Origin of the sequence: Ancylobacter sp. Lp-2 (assembly GCF_020523795.1) — a bacterium.
Lineage (GTDB): Bacteria > Pseudomonadota > Alphaproteobacteria > Rhizobiales > Xanthobacteraceae > Ancylobacter.
This window is the reverse complement of sequence record NZ_JAJALI010000001.1, coordinates 710,369-728,804: the sequence shown is the minus strand read 5'-3', so window position 1 is coordinate 728,804 and position 18,436 is coordinate 710,369. Positions and strand designations below refer to the sequence as shown.

The window sequence follows — 18,436 nt, the reverse complement described above, 5'->3', positions numbered from 1 at the left end:
CATGGACGCGGTTCAGCTCGCCCGCCTGCAGTTTGCCTTCACCATCGGCTTCCACATTCTCTGGCCGACGCTGACCATCGGCCTCGCCTGGTTTGTCACTTGGCTCAGCGCCCTGTGGTGGCGCACGGGCAACACCGTCTACCGCGATCTGATGCGCTTCTGGCTCCGCATCTTCGCGCTCGGCTTCGGCATGGGCGTCATCACCGGCATCGTGCTCAGCTACGAAATCGGCACCAACTGGGCCGGCTTCTCCCGTTCGGTGTCGAACGTCATCGGTCCAATGTTCCTCTACGAGACGCTGACCGCCTTCTTCCTGGAAGCCGGCTTCATCGGCATCATGCTGTTCGGCGAGGGCCGCGTCTCGCGGGGTGCGCATTTCTTCGCCTGCCTGATGGTGGCGACGGGAGCGCTATTCAGCGCTACCTGGATTATCGCCGCCAATAGCTGGATGCAGACCCCGGCCGGCGCGGTGGCCGATGCAGACGGCATCTTCCACGTGGTGGACTGGTGGCAGGCAGTTTTTACGGTCTCCTTCCCGTATCGCCTCGCCCACATGGTCTGCGCCAGCTTCGTCACTGGCTCCTTCGTCGTCGCCGGTGTTTCCGCCTTCCATCTGTGGCGCGGCACGCACCCTGCCGCTTCGCGCACCGCCTTCTCCATGGCGATGTGGATGGCGCTTATCCTTACCCCGACGCAGATCCTGCTCGGCGACATGCAGGGCCGCAATACCATGGACAACCAGCCGGTGAAGCTCGCCGCCATGGAAGGCCTGTGGGACACGACGAAGGGGCCGGCGATGACCGTCATCGCCTGGCCGGACATGAGCGAACAGAAGAACCTCTATTCGATCGACATCCCACATCTCGCCAGTCTCTACCTCACCCATAGCTGGGACGGCGAAGTGAAGGGCCTGAAGACGGTGCAGCCATCCGAGCAGCCCAATGTGCCGGTGGTGTTCTTCGCCTTCCGCATCATGGCCGGCATCGGTGTGCTGTTGCTAGCGACAGCGGTAGCGGGTCTGGTGCTGCGGCTGCGCGGCCGGCTGTTCAGCGCCCGCTGGTTCCATTTCCTCGCAATGGGCACGACGCCACTCGGCTTCGTCGCGGTGATAGCCGGCTGGACGGTAACGGAAGCCGGCCGCCAACCTTGGATCGTCTATGGCCATCTCCGGACCGCCGATGCGGTGGCGCCGGTCACAGCCGGGGCGGTCACCACTTCGCTGCTGATCTTCTTTATCGTCTACAACCTACTGCTCGCCGCTTTCGTCTGGTTCGCAGCCCGGGCCGCGATCAAGGGGCCGGCCGACAGCGCGCCGCCCTCAGCCGAACATCCCGGCCTCGACCGCACCAATGTGCGGAATTTGGCCTCATCGTACACCTCATCACCCTCCCGGCAGCCGGTCGGCGGCGCCGGTCACGCGGGAGCCTGAACCATGATCGCCCAGCTGCTGGCGGAGCATGTTCCGCTGCTCTTCGCCGCTGTCGCCGTATTCTGCGTCACCGTCTACGTACTGGCGGACGGACTTGACTTAGGTGTCGGCATCCTGTTCCTCGCCGCCCCGCGCGACGAGGACCGCGACCTGATGATGGCCTCCATCGAGCCGGTATGGGACGGCAACGAGACCTGGCTGGTGGCCGGCGGCACGCTGCTGCTCGCCGCCTTTCCCGCCGGCTACTACGTTCTGCTGCCTGCGTTTTATCTGCCGATCGTGTTCATGCTGTTCGCGCTGATCTTCCGTGGGGTGGCCTTCGGCTTTCGCCTGCAGGCGAAGCGTTTCCGCCTTGTCTGGGATCTCGCCTTCGCCGGAGGCTCGCTGCTGGCGACCTTCTGCCAGGGGTTGATTCTCGGCGGACTGATCAATGGCGTGCCGGTCGAGAACGGCATGTTCTCGGGTGGCCCGTTCAGCTTCCTGTCCATACTCGGCGTGCTCTGCGGGGTGGGGCTGGTCGGCGGCTACGCCCTCATCGGCGCCGGCTGGCTGATCTGGAAAACCACTGATTTCACTCAGATTTTTGCCCGCGAAATTGCCCATGCCGCCCTCATCCTCACCACCGCGATGATGGCGCTGGTGAGTGCCTGGAGCGCCTGGAGCGTTCCCGAGGTCGCGGAACGCTGGTTCACCCTGCCAAACCTCCTGTTCCTCGCGCCCATTCCGATCATCACCGCCGGCGTCATCCTCGCCATCTGGCGCGGCCTGTGGGGAACCTGGGATCCGCGCACCTTCCTTCTCTCACTAGTGCTGTTCGCGCTCGGTCTGGTGGGACTCATTGTTAGCCTGTGGCCCTACGTCGTACCGCGCTCCATCACCGTCTGGGACGGTGCGTCCGATCCGCAGACCCTACACTTCATTTCCTACGGGCTGTTCATCATCCTGCCGATCGTCCTCGCTTATCAGGCACATGCCTACTGGGTGTTCCGCGGCAAGACCGTGCATCACGCCGGCGGCTATGGCGGGGGGGAAGCACAGCCATGAGTCTGCTATTCCATCAAATATTACTAAAATAAATTTTAAACACATAAGCTCAACGCCACCCGATTTTGTAAATTAAGATTACAATACTTATTTAAGTCGAAATAATTCATGAAAATTGCATAAATTATTTCTGGTAAAGCAATGAAGGTTATATTATATATATTTATTACATTGCTATTATATAAAATGAAATAATATTCATCCCATCCGTTCGCTTATCTTGAAACTCCGCCCCTTTGGTCGCGGCAGGTTGGACGGGCGCGGACGCGCGCTGGGTTCGGACTGACGCACAGGATTGAGCGGGCTGGTCCGACCAGCGTCTCGGCAACCAGGCCCGCGGCCAGCAGCTTCTCTCCGGTACGCTGCAGATCAGCGCCTTCCAGGCGGGAGGCCAGATCGAGCAGCAGATCGTCGCGCTGGGCCGCAGCCGACAGCAGAACGAGGTGGGTGTCAGTGGGTTTGAACGCACGCGGCATGAGGCAGCTCCATTGGGATCTGGCGGCATCAGCGCCGCCACTGCCACAAGCCCCCGAAACGGGAGCCATCCTGCCGTCCGTGCGGCAAGGCGGAGATCGCCTGGCCGTCTATCCGCTGACCGAAGCCAGGGAGCTTCAGCCAACGCAGCCTTGTCCCGAAGCCCCTCATTTGCGTCGTCGTCCTGACGACCACTGATCGCTCCACAGCGCAGCGAAGTCGAGCGGATTATGAGCAATAACAGTGCTTTGTGTCAGGCACTTACGGATGCGAGCGTCGCCCGGAAACGGCTATGGCTCTCAACCAAAGCCCGCCTTTCCGCGACCTCTCATGATGGCGACGGCGGCGGCGCGTGGCTTCGCGTCGGGTAGCCCAATTCAAAACAACAGGGCGAAAACACCGCTGCGGCGTAAAGCAGAAATGCCTTTCATATAAGCCTGCCGCTAGATGATAGGATTTTTAAGTATTTTCTTAAATTAAAATCAATAAAATTAATTCGATCATAAATTTAATAGCCAATATAATCTTAATAAGATATATATCTCGTCTAAAATTACCGAAAAACATCATTAGATTTACGTCCTATCATCTCCACCACCCTATGCCCTCCCCGAGACCGTACGCCAGCTCATGGGATTTTGGCAGAACTTACGCATCATCCCTAGCGATGCATCGACGATTACGCTTCCATATCGTCGATTCACAATTTTCCTGCACCTCTCCCTCGACACACCACGAGAGACGCAGTTGTATGCGGAAAGTCCATCCCCAGTTGGGATATTCTGGCCGCAGCCGAATGCAGGACCCGTCGTTCAGCCACAAACGGCCCTTCTTTGGCTGCCCTTGCGGCATCTTGAGCCTCTCCCGCCGCCAGATCCGCTCGACGCGCTTGACGTTCACCGCCCAGCCCGCCGCGTGCAGCAAGGCTGTGATCCGCCGGTAGCCATAGCGCCCAAACCGGGGGGCGAGTTCGACGATGGCGGCGGTCAGCGCCGCTTCGTCCGCTTACCCCATCGGCACCTTGCGCTGTGTGAAACGATGTAGCCCCAGAACCCGGCACACCAACCGCTCCGATACGCCGAGCTTGGCTCTGACATGCTCGACACAGCGCCGGCGTCGGGCGGAGCTCAGACGTTTCCCGACGAAGCTTCCTTCAGGATCAGCTTCTCCAGTGTCAGGTCCGACACCGCCTTACGCAGCCGCTCGTTCTCCTTCTCGATATCCTTCAACCGTCTCGACCGCGAGACGGCACTCAGGCTTTGGACCGAGGCCAACACCTGGTTCTCCAACGAGCAGGGCAGGAAGGGACAGATCAAGGCCGGCCAGCTCGCCGATCTCGCCGTGCTGTCCGACGATTATTTCTCGGTGCCGGAGACCGATATCGTGCATCTGCGCTCGGTGCTGACCGTGCTCGGCGGCAAGGTGGTGCATGGTGACGGCGACTATGCCCCGCTCGCCCCGGCGCTGCCGGCGCCGATGCCCGACTGGTCGCCGGTCGCCACCTTCGGCGGCTACTACAAGACCAAGGAGGCGCGCGCCAAGCTGACCCTGCACTGCGGCTGCGCCAACAACTGCGCCGTGCACGGCCACGACCATGCCGCCGCGCTGGGCGCCAATGTTCCGGCTTCCGACGCACGCACCTTCTGGGGCGCGCTCGGCTGCGGCTGCTGGGCGGTGTGACCATGACGCCCCAGCCCCTCTCGTCCCTACTCGAGGCGCGCTGGTTCGCCCGCCTCGCCGCGGTCCTGCTGACACTGCCCTACTGGACGAGCGGCATCGCCAAGCTGTTCGACCTCGACGGCGCCTTCGCCGAAGCCGCACATTTCGGGCTGAGCCCGGTCTGGCTGGTGGTCGTTGCGACCGTCCTCGTCCAGGTCGGTGGCTCGGCTCTGGTGATCCTCGGCCACCTTTCCTGGCTCGGCGCTGGGGCGCTCGGTGCCTTCACGGCGGTGGCGACACTCATTGCTCACCCCTTCTGGCAGGTGGCAGACCCGATGCAGCGCTTCCACGAGCGCAACACCTTCCTCGAACATGTCGGATTGATCGGCGGGTTCATGCTGGCCGCAATCCTCAGCCACCGGAAGGGGCGAACATGACGTCCTCCCATCCCGCGCCGGACAGCTCGGCCGGACCGCTGAGTTTCCCGGTCTTCCGGGCGCTCTGGATCGCGACCATCGTCTCCAACATCGGTACATGGATGCACGATGTCGGCGCGGGCTGGCTGATGACGTCGCTGTCGCCAAGCCCGCTGCTCGTCGCGCTGGTGCAGGCGGCGACCACCCTGCCGATGTTCCTACTCGCCCTTCCGGCGGGGGCGCTGGCCGATATCGTCGACCGGCGCAGGCTGCTGCTGATGGCCCAGATCCTTGGCCTTGTCGCCGCAGCCATTCTCGCCATGCTGACCTGGCAGGGGCTGACGACTCCCTACGTGCTGCTGGCGGCGACCTTCGTACTCGGCGTGTCCGCGGCCCTCAGCGCGCCCGTCTTTCAGGCGATCGTGCCGGAACTCGTCAGTCAGCCGGCCCTGCCGGACGCGGTCGCGCTCAACAGCCTCGGGATCAATATCGCGCGCGCCATCGGGCCGGCGCTAGGCGGGGTCATCGTCGCGATCGCGGGTTCGCCCGCCGTCTTCGCCCTCAACGCCCTCTCGGTCGTCGCCGTGCTCGCGGTCCTGCTCGCGTGGAAGCGCCCGGCGAACATCCACAGCCTACCGCCGGAGCACTTCTTCGGCGCGATGAGGGCCGGCTATCGTTATGCGCGCCACTCCCCGGCGCTGCGTCTCGTGCTCATCCGCGCGGCGGGCTTTTTCCTGTTCAGCAGCGCCCTGTGGGCGATGCTGCCGCTGGTAGGCCGCAGAGGACTGGGCCTCGACGCGGCAGGATATGGCGCGCTGCTCGGCTGCATGAGCGTGCCGGTCGGCTGACCAGCCGCACCAGGAGTAGCCGCGCAAGCCACGGCAACTCCCGCCATGAAGCAGGACAGCCCACAGCGATGGTGGGAGGCGCCAAGAGTCGACATTGGTTCTAGGCGGAAAACCGACATTCTCAGCCAAGCCTCCAGCCGTCGGCCTCGACACGTTGTGGCCAGTCCGGACATCAACGAACATTGAGCGGCGTTGGAGGCTTGTCATGACCTCGATTCCCGATCTGGAGCTGATAAGGCAATTGGAGGAGCGCCTTTTTGATCCAGCGGTTCGCCGAACGCCGCAAATGGTCGGTATGCTGCTGGCTGATGATTTCTTCGAGTTTGGTAGGTCCGGCGGCGTTTCCACGAAGCACGAGGTCGTGCGCCACCTAGCGACGGAGGCGGTAGGGGACCGGGGCCAGGTCACCGCGCAGGACTACAGGTTGACCGTGCTTTCCGATGAAGCGGTCCTTCTAACTTATCGGACCATCAGAGTGGATCGAGCCGAGGTTCTTCATTCCCGCCGAAGCTCTATCTGGAAATGGATCGACGGGCGTTGGCAGATGGTTTTCCATCAAGGCACTCCATCAGCGCCTGATCGCTGACCGTTCGCTCTTTGCCCAGGCCCACGCGGCTCTTGATACCGAGCTTCAGATCTTCTGGATCGGACGTGCTGGCCTATATGGTTGACAGAAAGAGTCCGCGATCAGCCTCACGGAGAACTTGGCATGGCAAAGATCGTGCTGACGGCGCAGGTGATGCATGAGACGAATACTTTCAGCAAGAACTTAACTGGGCTGGAGGCCTTTCGGCGCCTCGACGAAGAGGAGATACCTAGGGCACGCCGAGGAACGCGTACGTCGCTCGGCGCCACTTTCGATGCCGCGGAGAAATATGGTTGGACGCTGCGTCATCCTCTCGCAGCCTGGGCCAACCCTTCCGGCCGCGTCACCACCGAATGTTTCGAGGCGCTTGCCGAGCAGCTTCTCCGTGGCATCGCTGCCGCCGGTCCGATCGACGGCATGCTCCTGCATCTCCATGGTGCCATGGTTACCGAGAGGTATGAGGATGGCGAGGGGGAGCTTCTGCGCCGTGTCCGGAGCGTTGTTGGGCCTGATATTCCCATCGTGGCAACGCTCGATCTCCACGCGAATGTCACCGACCTTATGGTCGAGATGGCGAATGCCCTGATCCCGCTCCGGACCTATCCACATATCGACTATGATAAATGCGCCTGGCAGGGAGCCGACCTTCTGGATCGCGCGATGACAGGCGAGATCTCGCTGCGGACTATTGTCGCTCGCCGCCCGTTGCTGCTCGGGCTGGATTTCGGCAAAACGCAAGGTGGGCCCATGGCCGAGTTACTGGCTCGGGCTGATGCGCTGGAACAAGCTGGCGCCGTGCTGGCGATCGGTATCTGCTCGGGCTTCGCCTCCGCCGATATCCGCGAGGCCGGGCCAACGGTCACCGTCACGGTTGATGGCGAGGCCGGTCTTGGTGACGCCCGGCGCATTGCCGAAGCCTTTATGGACTATGCGTGGGAGACCAGAGCGTATCGCAGCGCGCATCCGATCGACGTCGACGAAGCCGTGCGTCGTGCCAAAGCCGGCGAAGACAGGGAGAAGCCGGTCATTCTTGCCGACTTCACAGATAACCCCGGCGGTGGCTGCTATGGTGACAGCACAAATCTCCTGAAGGGCATGATCGAGGGCGAACTGGAAAATGCCGCCTTTTATGCCATCTGTGATCCTGAGGCCGTGCGCGAGGGCACGAATCTCGGTGTGGGCGAAGAGGGGACCATCCGCCTCGGTGGCAAGACGGATCCAATGGCCGGGGGCGGGCCGCTGACACTGACCGGCCGTGTCCTCTGCCTCAGTGACGGTCGCTTCATCGCCTCGGGACCGATGGGTGGCGGGCTCCGGCGGGACTATGGCCTCAGCATGGTGTTCCGGGTTGGCGGCGTGGACATTGTGGTGATCTCGAAGAACGGCCAGGCAACCGATCTTGCCCAATTCACGTCGCTCGGCGTTGACCCTACCCGCAAGCACACCCTGGCGATCAAATCGAACCACCATTTCCGAGCGGCGTTCGAGCCGATTGCGCGCGAAGTGCTGTTGGTTGACAGTGGTTCGCTCGGCTCGTCCCAATCCGGCGCGCGCCGCTATGTCAATGTTCGCCGCCCGATCTGGCCGCTGGACGTTTAGAGTTCCGAGTTGGCCAGATACGAAGATCGCTATCGCCGGTCGTTGTCTTTCACCAACGATTCATTCGCATGGTGGACGTTCCGCTCTCTAAAGCGAGGCAGATGCATGGGCGCATCAGTGAGCATTCGACCTGTCACACCGCAAGATACCGCAGCCATATCGGTCCTGATGCGTGGATTAGGGTTCAACCACTCAGCTGAAGAAATTGAGCGACGTCTTGACCTGGCTCCGAGCCGCGCGACCGACCCAGCCTTTCTGGCCGAAAACAGGGAACACGGGCCCGTCGGGTTGCTCGCGGTCCATATTGCGCCCCTCTTGTTCTATCCGGCGCCACTGGCGCGGATCACGACGATCGTCGTCGCCGAGGCTGCCAGACGACAAGGGATCGGTCGCGCCTTGATCCACTTCGCCGCGGATCTGGCGAAGCAGGCAGGATGTGAAACTCTTGAGCTCACTACGGGCCTCAATCGAGAGGGCGCTCATGTCTTTTATGAAACGCTGGGCTTTCAACGTTCTGGTCTACGGGTGTCGCGCCAGATCGTGTGAGTAGATATCTGCCCCGCAGAGAAGTTTCCAAAACCGTTGAGTAGCGCCATTTGCGGACTCTCGACCGACGCCCGGGAGCAGACACTCAGCGGTTCGAGAAATCTGCTTGGAGGCGAAGACTTATGATCCCAGACCACATGCGCTGGCCGTTGCGAATGCCGGTGTTCAGGAATGAGGGCTGATCCAGCAAGCCACACTCACGGTTCGGCGACGATCAGCTCTATCCCTGCGTTGCGGATCGCGCTCTTCATCGTCTCGGCAGGCGGGAGGTCGGTGACAAGCGTGTTTATGCGGCCAAGCGGAGCGACCTCGAAGACCGCCCTCCGGTCGAATTTCGAATGGTCGGCCAGCACCGTGACCCGATCCGCCCTCGTGATCATCGCCTTGGCGACCTCCGCTTCCTGAAGATCGAAATCCATGATGCTGGTCTGGTCGATCGCGCCGACGGTGAGCACGGCGTGGCGTACCCTGAACTTGCCGATCTGCTCCAAGGCGAGCGGGCCCAGGCTCTCGCCCGCATCCACGCCATAGGCTCCCCCGATCAGGAACACCTTGTGGGTATGATCGCTCGCCAGCGTCGCGGCGATGCGCGGGGAATTGGTGACGATCACCAGCGAATGCCGCGCTGTGAGCGCGTCGGCGAAAGCGATGGTCGTGCTGCCGGTATCGATGAACAGCGAATCGTCCGGCTGGAACAGGCGGCTCGCTGCCGTGGCGATCGCCCGTTTGCCCGCCGCGTTCAGCGCCATGCGGTGAGCAAACGGCCATTCGGTCTCGATCGTCGGGCCGGGAGCGGTGAGGGCCATGGCCCCGCCATGCCGTCGCCGGATCCGTCCGGTCGCGTCGAGGCGCGCGAGATCGCGCCGTACCGTCTCGCGCGACACGTGCAGATGCTCGGCAAGCGCCTCAACGCTCATTTCGCCGGCGCGAGCGACCAGCGCGATGATCTCATCATGACGCGAGGAAATGGCCACGCTCGTTACCCCAAATCAGGATCGGGAATTTCCAACGCCTGCCGATGGCATGGCATGGATCCTAGCCTGCCGGCCAATGCCCGTAAGTCAGTCCCTTCACACGGTCAATGTGACGTAACGGCGGCACGGCGCTTGCAACGCTTGTCCGAACAAGCAGCCGCCAAGGCACAGCATCACGCACTGACCGATCGGGCAACATAATCCGGCAAAAATTGCCCGATTATCCCTTAATATCGGTCACGATGATAATCGATCAGGCAATACAGCCAAAATTCGGGCTTCCCAATGGGAAGGATCCCGGTACATTGCTCGTCCGTGCCGCCAAAGCGAGCAAGCGTAAAGCGGGTGCAGTTCCGTTGCGCCGCGACGGCCACTCGTGAGGTGCCGGCACGCCGGGAGCAGAAAACGAACGGAGTGACGGCGTGGATGCAGATGTAGTGACAGGCGAGCGGGCAGGCATGTGGCGGTTCATTGCCTGCTATGTCCGCTGGACCGACCGGATTTCCGACTATGTCGGCTATCTCGCCGCCTCGCTGGTGTTCTTCATGGGCGCCGCACTTATGTTCGACGCCGTCACCCGCAACCTGATCAAGATGCCGGTGCACTGGGCGGTGGAACTCACCCAGTTCATGCTCGTCGCCTATTACTTCATGGGCGGTCCGTTCACTCTGAAGAACAACGAGCATGTGCGGATGGACCTCTGGTACTCGACGCTCTCCGAGCGTGCCCAGGCCAAGGTCGAGCTCGCCACGCTGTGGATGCTCATCCTCTATCTCGTCGTGATGTTCATCGGCTCGATCTCGAGCCTCGAATACGCCATCGCCACCAATGAGCGGCGCTTCTCGATCTGGAACCCCTCGGTGATCCCGATCAAGGCGCTGCTGGTGGCCTGTCTGTTCCTCATGCTGCTGCAGAGCTTCTCGCTGGTGTTCAAGAAGATCGCCACCCTGCGCGGGGAGACGCTCTGATGAGCTACGAGATGATCGCCCTGCTGATGTTCGCCTCCATGCTGCTGGCGCTCGGCACGGGACAACTGGTTTTCGCCGGTATCGGCGCCGTCGCCTCCGCTGCCGCGCTATTGCTTTATGGCCCCGGCGCCATGGACCTGCCGTTCAACCAGGTCTTCAAGCTGTTCAACTGGTACGCGATGCTTACCCTGCCCATGTTCATCTACATGGGCTACATCCTCGCGGAATCCGGCATCGCGGAGGATCTGTACAAGGCCCTGCATGTCTGGTTCGGCCGCTTCACCGGCGGCCTCGCCATCGGCACCATCTTCCTGATGGTCATCATCTCGGCGATGAACGGGCTGTCGGTTGCCGGCATGGCGATCGGCGCCACCATCGCCCTGCCGGAGATGATCCGCCGCGGCTATGACAAGGTGCTGATCTCCGGCGTGGTGCAGGGCGGCTCCTCGCTCGGCATCCTCATCCCACCCTCGGTCGTGCTGGTGCTCTACGGCATGATCGCGCGCCAGCCGGTCTCGAAGCTGTGGTTCGCCGGCGTGTTCCCCGGCCTGCTGATGGCGGCGCTGTTCATCCTCTACATCTATGTCCGCGTGAAGATGAACCCGAAGCTCGCGCCGAAGCTGACGGACGCAGAGCTGAACATGCCGTTCCGCGAGAAGCTGGCGCTGGCGCGGGCGGGCATCATTCCCTTTGCCATCTTCTTCTTCATGACCGGCCTGTTCGTGTTCGGCATCACCAGCCTGGTGGAAAGCTCGGCGGTCGGCGCGACCGCGGCCACACTCGCCGCCATCGCCAAGGGACGGTTCAACTGGCCGCTGGTCCGCGAGACCTCGCTCAAGACGCTGAACGTGTCCTGCATGTTCATGTGGCTGATCCTCGCCGCCCTGGCCTTTGGAACCGTGTTCGACGGGCTCGGCGCGGTGAAGGCAATCGAGTTCCTGTTCGTCAAGCAGTGGGATCTCAACCCCTGGACCATCATCATCATGATGCAGCTCAGCTTCATCGTCATGGGGATGTTCCTCGATGACACCGCGATGCTGGTCATCGTCGCGCCGCTCTACATCCCGCTGGTCAAGGCGCTCGATCTCGGCTTCGACAACCAGCTGATCTGGTACGGGATCCTGTACACGATTACCTGCCAGATCGCCTACATCACCCCTCCCTTCGGCTACAACCTGTTCCTGATGCGCTCGCTGGCGCCCAAGGAGATCAGCCTGATCGACATCTACAAGTCGATCTGGCCCTTCGCCGCGATCATGGCCTTCACCATCGTCATTCTGATGGTGTTCCCGCAGATCGCGCTGTGGCTGCCCGAGCAGATCCGGGTGAAGGGCTGACCTGCTTCCATCGCCAATCGTCTTCCAGAAAAATCCAGAGGAGAAACCGATGACCGACGTGAAGAAGCACGATCCTGCCGCCGACAAGATCCTCGCCACACGCCGCAACTTCCTTGGCAAGGCCGGTCTTGGCGCGGGCGCCACGCTGGCGAGCACCACGCTGGCCGCGCCGGCCATCCTCGCCCAGACCGGACCGATCAAGTGGCGCCTGCAGACCTATTCCGGCGCGCCGCTCGGTGCCCATGTCATCAAGCCGCAGATCGACGCTTTCAACGCCGCGGCCAATGGCGAGATGGTGATCGAGCTCTATTATGCCGACCAGCTGGTGCCGACCTCCGACCTGTTCCGCGCCCTGCAGTCCGGCACGCTCGACGCCGTGCAGTCCGACGAGGCGACCATGGCCTCGCCGGTCGATATCGCGGTGTTCGGCGGCTACTTCCCCTTCGCCACCCGCTACAGCCTCGATGTGCCCGCGCTGTTCCGCTACTACGGTCTCAAGGAGATCTGGGAAGAGGCCTATGCCGGCGTGCCGAACGTCAAGTGGCTTTCCACCGGCGCCTGGGATCCGCTGCACATCTTCACCGTGAACAAGCCGATCAAGAGCCTCGCCGACATGAACGGCCTGCGCGTGTTCGGCGTGCCGACCGCCGGCAAGTTCCTGTCGAAATACGGCCTCGTGCCCGTGACCATCCCGTGGGACAATGTCGAGGTGGCGCTGCAGACCGGCGAACTCGACGGCGTGGCTTGGTGCGGCTTCACCGAGGCTTACGAAGTTGGCTGGGCGGATGTGTGCAACTACGCGCTCTCCAACTCGGTCACCGGCGCGTGGTTCGGCAGCTATTTCGCCAACACCGCGAGCTGGGACAAGGTGCCGCCGCACCTGAAGGAACTGTTCTTCATGAGCATCGACCAGTCGCACTATTATCGCGACGTCTGGTACTGGGGCGGCGAGGCCAAGCTGCGTGTCGAGGGCCAGAAGATGGAACTGACCGCGCTGCCGTCGGCCGACTGGGACAAGGTGGTCGCCGATTCCAAGGGCTTCTGGGACGAGATCGCTGCCTCCAGCCCGCGCGCGGGCCGAGTGGTCGCCGCGTTCAAGAAGTATGACGAGACCATGCAGAAGGCCGGCTACCCCTATCGTTGAGCCGCCTGCCGGCCGTCGACACGACGATCCCCGCTGCTTCCGGGCGGCGGGGTCCTGACGGCCCGGCCTCGTGCCGGGTCTTTCCAAAGCGCCGCAATCAGCCAGGCTGGTTGCGGCGGGACGACTGAAGGGGGAGCGGTCATGCTCCATAAATCGGCTCCCGACATGTCCGCTCCGTTCGACGTCGCCATCATCGGCGCGGGCGTGGTCGGCTGCGCGGTGGCGCGCCGCTTCGCGCTCGCCGGGGCCAAGGTCGTGGTGATCGAAAAGGGCCGCGACATCCTCTCCGGTGCCTCCAAGGCCAACAGCGCCATCCTGCACACCGGCTTCGACGCGCCGCCGGACAGTCTCGAGCTGGAGCTGGTGAAGGCCGGGCGCGAGGAATATCTCAACATTCATGCTGGCCTCGGCCTCTCGCGGATCCCGACCGGCGCGCTGGTCTGCGCGTGGAGTGCTGATCAGGCGGACCGGCTGGAAGCGATTGCCGGGCAGGGCCGCGTCAACGGCATCGCCGAGCTGAGAGTGCTGAGCGCCGGCGAAGCGCGCGATTCCATGCCCTCGCTCTCCGACCGGCTGGTCGCGGCGATCGAGGTCGCGGGCGAATACATCATCGATCCCTGGACCGCCCCTCTGGCCTATCTCACGCAGGCGGTCGCGCTCGGCACGGTGCTGCTGCGCAACGCGGAACTGAGGCAAGGCCGTTTCGACGGCGAATGGCGGCTGTCGACCTCGGCCGGCGAGGTGCGGGCGCGTGCCGTGATCAATGCCGCCGGCCTCTATGGCGATGTCGTCGACCAGCGGCTCGGCTTCATGCCGGAATTCACCATCAAGCCGCGGAAAGGCCAGTTCGTGGTGCTCGACAAGGCGGCCTTCGCGCATGTGCAGCGCATCGTGCTGCCGGTTCCGGCCGAGATCACCAAGGGCGTCGTGGTTTGTCCGACCGCCTTCGGCAACGTGCTGATCGGTCCCACCGCCGAGGAACAGGACGACCGTGTGCGCGCCACCGTCGAGACCGATACCCTCAAGGCGCTGCTCGCGCGCGGCGCCGAGATCGTGCCCGCGCTCGCCGATATTCCGGTGACGGCGGTCTATGCCGGGTTGCGCCCGGCGACCGAGAGCAAGGGCTACCGTGTGTTCGCCCGACCGGAACAGCGCGCCATCACGCTCGGCGGCATCCGCTCGACCGGGCTTTCTGCCGCGCTCGGCCTCGCCCGCCATGCGGTCGAGCTCCATGCGGCATTCGGACTGCCTGCGATGGCTCCTGCGGCACCGCCACCGGTTTGCCTTCCCAATCTTACCGAAACGGCGGAGCGCGACTGGCAGCGACCGGATCACGGCGAGATCGTCTGCCACTGCGAACTGGTCACCCGTCGCGAGATCGAAGCGGCGCTGGCAAGCGCGGTGCCGGCAGGGGATTTCGGCGGGCTGCGGCGACGCACCCGCGCCGGCATGGGGCGCTGCCAGGGCTTCTACTGCAATGCCCGCCTTGCCGAGATGACGCGCGGCCGCCTCGCCGAGCCGCTGGCGGTCGAGGACGGCGAGCCGGCATGAGCGGGCTGGCGGATGTCATCATCGTCGGCGGCGGGCCTTCCGGCGTTGCCGCGGCGGTGGAACTGCGGCGTCGCGGCGTCGAGCGGGTGATGCTGCTCGAGCGCGAGCCGCTTCTCGGTGGCGCGACCCGTCACTGCGTGCATTCGCCTTTCGGCATGCGCGAATTCGGCCGTGTCTATCTCGGACCATCCTATGCCCGCCGGCTCGCGCGCGAGGCGGCGGAGGCCGGTGTCGATGTGCGCACCGGTCATTCGGTGGTTCGGATCGGCGAAGACGGCGCGCTCGATATCGCCAACAGGCACGGCGTCGAGACGCTCACCGCCCGGCGCATCATGATCGCCACCGGCGCGCGCGAACTGCCGCGTTCCGCGAGGCTGTTGCCCGGCGACCGGCCGGTCGGCATCCTCACCACCGGCGCGCTGCAAGCCTATGTCGCCTTTCACGGGCTGATGCCGTTCCGCCGGCCGGTGATCCTCGGCTCCGAACTGGTGAGTTTTTCCGCCGTCCTCACCTGCCTGACCCACGGCGCCCGCCCGGTCGCGATGCTGGAGAGTGCGCCCAATCCGCTGACCCGCGCGCCGTTCCACTGGCTGCCGAGGCTCGCCGGCTTGCCGTTTCATCTCGGCGCGGAGGTCGTCGATATTCGCGGCGCGGGCCGTGTCGAGGCGGTCAGCTTCCGCCGGCCGGATGGCGCCGTCGAGGCGCTCGCCTGCGACGGCCTGCTGCTCACGGGCCGTTTCGTTCCGGAGGCGGCGTTGTGCCAGCAGTCCACGCTCGGCATCGCGCAGGGCAGCGCCGGTCCGGTGATCGATCAGGACGGACGCTGCGCCGATCCGCTTTTCTTCGCCGCCGGCAACGTGCTCCGCGCCGTCGAGACCGGCGGCTGGGCATTTCGCGAGGGTCGCGCCGTGGGGCGCGCGATCGCCGAAGACCTCGCGCGCGCCGACAATGCGGCGGAGGCCGTGCCCGTCACCTTTGATGCTCCGCTCAAGCTGGTGGTGCCCGCCCTGTTGCGGCGGGGCGGCAATCCCACGCCCGCGTTTCGCGATTTTCAGCTCCGCTTCCTGCGCCGCGCGCGCGGCCGGCTGTCGCTGGAGCTCGATGGCCGCGAGTTCTGGCATTCGCAGGGGCACTGGCTGCCGGAACGGCGCATTCTGGTGCCGATCCCGCCACAAGCCATCAGCGCGCAGAACGTCCATTTCCGCTTCCGGGAGAACGGCTGATGCGCGTCGCGGCGATCGATCAGGGCACGACCTCGACGCGCTGTCTTCTGGTCGAGGATGGCGGGACGGCCCAACTCGTCGCGAGCCGGCGCCACGCGCAGCATTACCCCGCGCCCGGCCGTGTCGAGCACGAGCCCGAGGAACTGCTCGCCAATATCCGGGCCGTGCTTGCTGCGGCGGGCAAGGTCGATGCCATCGGCATCGCCAATCAGGGCGAGAGCTGCCTCGCCTGGGACGCCAGGACCGGCGAGGCGCTCTCGCCGGTGATCGTCTGGCAGGACGCCCGCACGGCAGAAAGCCTGGCGCGGCTTGGTCCCGAGGCGCAGGCCCGCTCCAGGGCGATCTGCGGCTTGCCGCTCGATCCATACTTCTCGGCAAGCAAGCTGAGCTGGATGATCCGAAACCTGCCCGCCGTGGCCGCTGCGCTCGAGGCGGGACGGCTCCGGCTCGGCACCACCGACGCCTTCTTCCTCGATCGGCTGTGCGGGTATTTCCGCACCGACATGGCCACCGCCTCCCGCACCGGGCTCATGGACCTTGCCACCGGTCAATGGAGCGAGGAGCTGTGCGCGCTGCACGGCGTGCCGCTCGCCTGCCTGCCGCCGATCGGTTCGGTCGACGCCGCATGCGGCGCCGTCGATGGCGTGCCGGTCAAGGCCTCCATCGTCGACCAGCAGGCCGCCCTGTTCGGCCATGGCTGCCGCAAGGCAGGGGATACCAAGATCACCTTCGGTACCGGCGCCTTCCTACTGTCGGTCACGGGTGGAGCGCCTCGGCCGGACGCCGGTCTGCCGCCCACGCTCGCCTGGCAGCGCAACGGCGAACCGCCGGTCTTCGCCCTGGAGGGCGGCGTCTATGATGCCGGCTCAGCGCTGGAATGGCTGCAGCGTCTCGGCCTGTTCGCGACGTCCGCGGAGCTTGACGGTTTCGAGCGGAGCTCTGCCCTGTCGCGCGGGCTGGTTTTCGTGCCGGCGCTGTCAGGGCTCGCCGCGCCCTATTGGGACCGCAACGCCGCCCCGCTGTTCATCGGCATGGAGGCGGCGACCGACCGCCGCGACATGGTGCAGGCGGCCCTCGAGGGCATCGCCCTGCTGACGGCAGGATTGATCGAGGCAGCGGAGGCCTCGGTCGGGCGGATCGAGGAAATCTCCATCGATGGCGGTCTGTCGCAGAGCGACTATTTCGCGCGGTTCCTCGCCAGCGCCAGCGGGCGCATCGTGCGGGTGCCGGCCATGTATGAAATGACGTCGCTCGGCCTTGCGGAGCTTTGCGGAGCCGATGTCGAACATCTCCGCGGCGGCGCATCCCGCTTCGAGCCCGATGGCTCGGTGACGGCCCGCGATCATCAGCGTTTCGCTGCCGCGATTGCCCGCAGCCGTGACTGGCGCGAGTGAAATTCAGTCTCGCGCCGCCGCATCAGCCGCGTGTTACCACGACAGCGTGCGGCGGCCGATCAGCGCGCCGGCCGCAGTCATGAAGCCGATGGCCAGTCCGTACCAGGTCAGCACGAAGAGCGGGGAATCGTCGACGCAGTGCAGCGCGTAAAGGGCCGCGCCCAGGCTTCCCGCCAGCGCCCCGCCGGCCGCGCCGGCCCATGCGGGATGTTCCGGCGCCCCGCGCTTCAGCGCAAACAGCGTTGCTGCGAGTACCGGTGCGCCCATCAGCGTCACCAGCGAGAGGCAAAAAACCGCGTTGTGGCCGACAAGGCCGGGCATCCAGCCTTGCGCCGGCGTAACCAGCAACTCCGCCGCGACCCCGACGGCGAGGACGCCGCCGGGCACGGCCAGCGCCCAGGCCGATGGCCGCGCATCCGCGCCCGGACGAACGAGGCGCAACGCCAGCCAGACCGACACCGCCGCGAGCGAAAGCGACACGACGAATTTCATCAGCACCCGCGGCTCCATGAGCAGCCCGGGCATGCCCTGGCGAGGTGCCAGCATCATCGCGAACAGCGCCACCGCGCCAGCCAGCCCGGCGGCGAGCGCGAGAGCAAGACCGCTCTCCAGGCTCCGCTGGCGCTGCGCATCGGCGGCAAGGCCGCGTATGAGATCGTCGGTCTTCACGTCACATCGTCCTTCATTCGTCCGCTTTCAACCGGGCCGAGAGGCTGGCAAAGGCGCGGTGCAGCGTCACGCGGACCGCGCCCGGCGTCATTCTCATGCGTTCGGCCGTCTCACCGACCGAGGCGCCGTCGACCGCGATCGAGCGTATCACCGAGCGCTGCTTGTCCGGCAACAGCGCCAGATGCCGTTCGACGTCGTCCGCCTCGGTGCTCGGACGCTCTTCGGGCGCCGCCAGCAAGTCGGCGAAATCTTCCACCGGCACTTCGGCGCGCCGCCCGCGACGGCGCAGATGATCGACCAGCTTGTTGCGCGCGATGGTCCGCAGCCAGGGTCCGAGCGGATCGTTCGGCCGCCACGTATGCCGCTTCAGATGAACCGCCAGCAGCGTCTCCTGCACCACGTCCTCGCTCTCGCCCGTCGGCGCGCCCATCTGCCTGAGGCGCCGCTCCACCACGGAACGTATCGCGGGCGCGATCTCGCGCAGCAGCCGCTCATAGGACGGCTGGTCGCCGGCCAAAGCGGCCTGCATGAGCTGCATCCAGCGCCGCTCGCGATCATCCATCGATAGGTTCCCG

Annotated in this window: 17 protein-coding genes and 2 pseudogenes; 14 read left to right on the top strand and 5 right to left on the bottom strand. The window is 64.5% G+C overall.

Annotation, left to right across the window (positions count from 1 at the left end; translation table 11 throughout):
* The first annotated feature begins 1 nt into the window (after position 1).
* On the top strand, positions 2–1,429 hold the full coding sequence (locus LGR54_RS03455; RefSeq protein ID WP_230360547.1) for a cytochrome ubiquinol oxidase subunit I: 1,428 nt from the start codon (positions 2–4) through the stop codon (positions 1,427–1,429).
* Positions 1,430–1,432: 3 nt separating this feature from the next.
* A complete protein-coding gene (gene cydB / locus LGR54_RS03450) occupies positions 1,433–2,473 on the top strand; it encodes a cytochrome d ubiquinol oxidase subunit II (RefSeq protein WP_230360546.1) in 1,041 nt (346 codons plus the stop codon).
* Positions 2,474–2,688: 215 nt separating this feature from the next.
* On the opposite strand, the gene LGR54_RS03445 is transcribed toward cydB, so the two are convergent.
* Together LGR54_RS03445 and LGR54_RS03440 are read right to left on the bottom strand one after the other, a co-directional pair.
* Positions 2,689–2,949 (bottom strand): hypothetical protein, encoded by a 261-nt coding sequence (locus LGR54_RS03445; RefSeq protein WP_230360545.1) that lies wholly within the window; start codon positions 2,947–2,949, stop codon positions 2,689–2,691.
* A 754-nt stretch (positions 2,950–3,703) separates the two neighbouring features.
* Positions 3,704–4,182, bottom strand: a pseudogene (locus LGR54_RS03440) (IS3 family transposase); the annotation flags it as partial.
* Between LGR54_RS03440 and LGR54_RS03435 the strand changes: the two are divergent.
* From LGR54_RS03435 to LGR54_RS03410, 6 genes and pseudogenes are all read left to right on the top strand, one after another.
* A pseudogene (locus LGR54_RS03435) lies at positions 4,175–4,627 on the top strand (amidohydrolase family protein); the annotation flags it as partial. The pseudogenes LGR54_RS03440 and LGR54_RS03435 overlap by 8 nt on opposite strands.
* Before the next feature lie 2 nt (positions 4,628–4,629).
* The gene (locus LGR54_RS03430) at positions 4,630–5,043 is read left to right on the top strand and encodes a DoxX family protein (protein ID WP_230360544.1); all 414 of its coding nucleotides are present in this window, start codon (positions 4,630–4,632) and stop codon (positions 5,041–5,043) included.
* Positions 5,040–5,870 carry an MFS transporter gene (locus tag LGR54_RS03425; RefSeq protein ID WP_230360543.1) on the top strand — a complete coding sequence of 277 codons (831 nt, stop codon included), beginning with the start codon at positions 5,040–5,042 and terminating at the stop codon, positions 5,868–5,870. The genes LGR54_RS03430 and LGR54_RS03425 overlap by 4 nt, the downstream gene beginning before the upstream one ends.
* A 205-nt stretch (positions 5,871–6,075) precedes the next feature.
* Positions 6,076–6,456, top strand: coding sequence for a DUF4440 domain-containing protein (locus tag LGR54_RS03420; protein ID WP_230360542.1), 381 nt, complete (start codon positions 6,076–6,078; stop codon positions 6,454–6,456).
* Between the two features lie 123 nt (positions 6,457–6,579).
* Positions 6,580–8,055 (top strand): M81 family metallopeptidase, encoded by a 1,476-nt coding sequence (locus tag LGR54_RS03415; protein WP_230360541.1) that lies wholly within the window; start codon positions 6,580–6,582, stop codon positions 8,053–8,055.
* A gap of 105 nt (positions 8,056–8,160) precedes the next feature.
* On the top strand, positions 8,161–8,601 hold the full coding sequence (locus LGR54_RS03410) for a GNAT family N-acetyltransferase (protein WP_230360540.1): 441 nt from the start codon (positions 8,161–8,163) through the stop codon (positions 8,599–8,601).
* A gap of 197 nt (positions 8,602–8,798) precedes the next feature.
* Here LGR54_RS03410 and LGR54_RS03405 read toward each other — a convergent pair whose 3' ends face one another.
* Positions 8,799–9,575, bottom strand: a complete 777-nt coding sequence (locus LGR54_RS03405; protein ID WP_230360539.1) for a DeoR/GlpR family DNA-binding transcription regulator — start codon at positions 9,573–9,575, stop codon at positions 8,799–8,801.
* A gap of 458 nt (positions 9,576–10,033) precedes the next feature.
* Between LGR54_RS03405 and LGR54_RS03400 the strand changes: the two genes are divergently transcribed.
* The 6 genes from LGR54_RS03400 to LGR54_RS03375 all read left to right on the top strand — a co-directional run bounded on the left by LGR54_RS03400 (position 10,034) and on the right by LGR54_RS03375 (position 17,192).
* Positions 10,034–10,543: a TRAP transporter small permease subunit gene (locus LGR54_RS03400; protein ID WP_230360538.1), complete on the top strand. Its 510-nt coding sequence runs from the start codon at positions 10,034–10,036 to the stop codon at positions 10,541–10,543.
* Positions 10,543–11,880, top strand: coding sequence for a TRAP transporter large permease subunit (locus LGR54_RS03395; RefSeq protein WP_230360537.1), 1,338 nt, complete (start codon positions 10,543–10,545; stop codon positions 11,878–11,880). The genes LGR54_RS03400 and LGR54_RS03395 overlap by 1 nt, the downstream gene beginning before the upstream one ends.
* 49 nt (positions 11,881–11,929) lie before the next feature.
* Positions 11,930–13,024: a C4-dicarboxylate ABC transporter gene (locus LGR54_RS03390; RefSeq protein ID WP_230360536.1), complete on the top strand. Its 1,095-nt coding sequence runs from the start codon at positions 11,930–11,932 to the stop codon at positions 13,022–13,024.
* Positions 13,025–13,165: 141 nt separating this feature from the next.
* Positions 13,166–14,575: an NAD(P)/FAD-dependent oxidoreductase gene (locus LGR54_RS03385; RefSeq protein ID WP_230360535.1), complete on the top strand. Its 1,410-nt coding sequence runs from the start codon at positions 13,166–13,168 to the stop codon at positions 14,573–14,575.
* On the top strand, positions 14,572–15,798 hold the full coding sequence (locus tag LGR54_RS03380; protein WP_230360534.1) for an NAD(P)/FAD-dependent oxidoreductase: 1,227 nt from the start codon (positions 14,572–14,574) through the stop codon (positions 15,796–15,798). Before LGR54_RS03385 ends, LGR54_RS03380 begins: the two co-directional genes overlap by 4 nt.
* Entirely contained in the window at positions 15,798–17,192 is a 1,395-nt protein-coding gene (locus LGR54_RS03375) for an FGGY family carbohydrate kinase (RefSeq protein WP_230360533.1), read from the top strand. The genes LGR54_RS03380 and LGR54_RS03375 overlap by 1 nt, the downstream gene beginning before the upstream one ends.
* 33 nt (positions 17,193–17,225) lie before the next feature.
* Here the strand turns inward: LGR54_RS03375 and LGR54_RS03370 are convergent, their stop codons facing one another.
* Positions 17,226–17,861: a DUF1109 domain-containing protein gene (locus LGR54_RS03370; protein WP_230360532.1), complete on the bottom strand. Its 636-nt coding sequence runs from the start codon at positions 17,859–17,861 to the stop codon at positions 17,226–17,228.
* Positions 17,862–17,874: 13 nt separating this feature from the next.
* The gene (locus LGR54_RS03365) at positions 17,875–18,423 is read right to left on the bottom strand and encodes a sigma-70 family RNA polymerase sigma factor (RefSeq protein WP_230360531.1); all 549 of its coding nucleotides are present in this window, start codon (positions 18,421–18,423) and stop codon (positions 17,875–17,877) included.
* Positions 18,424–18,436: the final 13 nt, after the last annotated feature.

Bases quoted from the DNA above. Each gene is read 5' to 3' on its own strand.
- LGR54_RS03455 (WP_230360547.1), top strand. From the start codon at position 2: ATGGACGCGGTTCAGCTCGCCCGCCTGCAGTTTGCCTTCACCATCGGC.
- cydB (WP_230360546.1), top strand. From the start codon at position 1,433: ATGATCGCCCAGCTGCTGGCGGAGCATGTTCCGCTGCTCTTCGCCGCT.
- LGR54_RS03445 (WP_230360545.1), bottom strand. From the start codon at position 2,949: ATGCCGCGTGCGTTCAAACCCACTGACACCCACCTCGTTCTGCTGTCG.
- LGR54_RS03430 (WP_230360544.1), top strand. From the start codon at position 4,630: ATGACGCCCCAGCCCCTCTCGTCCCTACTCGAGGCGCGCTGGTTCGCC.
- LGR54_RS03425 (WP_230360543.1), top strand. From the start codon at position 5,040: ATGACGTCCTCCCATCCCGCGCCGGACAGCTCGGCCGGACCGCTGAGT.
- LGR54_RS03420 (WP_230360542.1), top strand. From the start codon at position 6,076: ATGACCTCGATTCCCGATCTGGAGCTGATAAGGCAATTGGAGGAGCGC.
- LGR54_RS03415 (WP_230360541.1), top strand. From the start codon at position 6,580: ATGGCAAAGATCGTGCTGACGGCGCAGGTGATGCATGAGACGAATACT.
- LGR54_RS03410 (WP_230360540.1), top strand. From the start codon at position 8,161: ATGGGCGCATCAGTGAGCATTCGACCTGTCACACCGCAAGATACCGCA.
- LGR54_RS03400 (WP_230360538.1), top strand. From the start codon at position 10,034: ATGTGGCGGTTCATTGCCTGCTATGTCCGCTGGACCGACCGGATTTCC.
- LGR54_RS03395 (WP_230360537.1), top strand. From the start codon at position 10,543: ATGAGCTACGAGATGATCGCCCTGCTGATGTTCGCCTCCATGCTGCTG.
- LGR54_RS03390 (WP_230360536.1), top strand. From the start codon at position 11,930: ATGACCGACGTGAAGAAGCACGATCCTGCCGCCGACAAGATCCTCGCC.
- LGR54_RS03385 (WP_230360535.1), top strand. From the start codon at position 13,166: ATGCTCCATAAATCGGCTCCCGACATGTCCGCTCCGTTCGACGTCGCC.
- LGR54_RS03380 (WP_230360534.1), top strand. From the start codon at position 14,572: ATGAGCGGGCTGGCGGATGTCATCATCGTCGGCGGCGGGCCTTCCGGC.
- LGR54_RS03375 (WP_230360533.1), top strand. From the start codon at position 15,798: ATGCGCGTCGCGGCGATCGATCAGGGCACGACCTCGACGCGCTGTCTT.
- LGR54_RS03365 (WP_230360531.1), bottom strand. From the start codon at position 18,423: ATGGATGATCGCGAGCGGCGCTGGATGCAGCTCATGCAGGCCGCTTTG.